Annotated in this window: 1 protein-coding gene; it reads right to left on the bottom strand. The window is 61.5% G+C overall.

Going from position 1 to position 1,048, the window contains the following annotated elements:
* Window positions 1-1,048 (bottom strand): immunoglobulin-like domain-containing protein (locus HU727_RS25475; protein ID WP_217847154.1); only part of this gene is annotated, 1,048 nt, incomplete at both ends.

The following is a 1,048-nucleotide window of genomic DNA, read 5'->3' as shown; positions in this document are numbered from 1 at the left end:
CGACAAGGTCACGGTGACTGGCGTGCCGGCTGGGTTGGTCAGTGTCGCGGTGTAAACAATCGAGCCGCCTTCTGCCACAGAGCCGGTCGCGCTCAGCGACAGGTTGGTGGTGTCGGCGACGTCGGTGATGTTGGTCGAGACTGGCGTTTTGTCTGCTACCAGGTTTTCGAAGTTACCGCCCGTGACGCCTGTAATCGAGTTTGTTAGCGGAGCCTGACCAGTCAGCGCATCGTTCGGTGCGGTGAAGGTCGCGGTACCGGTGGTCTGGCCTACAGCAATGGTGATGTTCTGGCCGTTGGCCAACGTCACGACCACAGGCGAACCAGTAACCGGCGCGCCCACAGTCGCGGTGTAAGTCACGGTGCCGCCTTCAGCCACCGAGGAATCGGCGGTCAATCTGACCGTCGAGGTGTCGATGGTATCGATGACCTGAGTGACTGCTGGCGTGGTGCTCGGCACCAGGTTTTCGAAGTTGCCACCTGTGGCGCCGGTGATCGTCGCCTGTACCGAACCGGCGTCTTTGTAGACGTCATCGGTTGGTGCTGGGACGGTTGCGGTGCCGCTCGTTTCGCCCGCTTTGATGGTGATTACGGCGCCGTTGGACAGGGTTACGGTGACTGGCGAGCCAGCAGCGCTGCTCAATGTCGCGGTGTAGGTGATCTGACCACCCTCGGCGACCGAATTGGTAGCGCTCAAGGTCAGATTGGTGGTGTCGGTAACGTCGGTGACAGTGGTCGATACCGGAGTTTTGTCGGCAACCAGATTTTCAAAGTTGCCGCCGGTTACGCCAGTAATCGAGTTAGTCAGCGGAGCTTGACCGGTCAACGCATCGTTCGGCGCGGTGAAGGTCGCGGTGCCGGTAGTCTGGCCGACAGCGATGGTGATGTTCTGGCCGTTGGCCAGGGTCACGACAACCGGCGAACCGGTAACCGGCGCACCGACCGTGGCGGTGTAAGTGACGGTGCCGCCCTCAGCCACTGAGGTATCGGCGGTCAATTTGACCGTCGAGGCGTCGATGGTGTCGGTGACGGTCGTCACGGCCGGAACC

The organism is Pseudomonas khorasanensis (assembly GCF_014268505.2).
Taxonomy (GTDB): domain Bacteria; phylum Pseudomonadota; class Gammaproteobacteria; order Pseudomonadales; family Pseudomonadaceae; genus Aquipseudomonas; species Aquipseudomonas khorasanensis.
The sequence above is the reverse complement of the archived record's forward strand: the minus strand, read 5'-3'. Positions and strand labels throughout refer to the sequence as shown.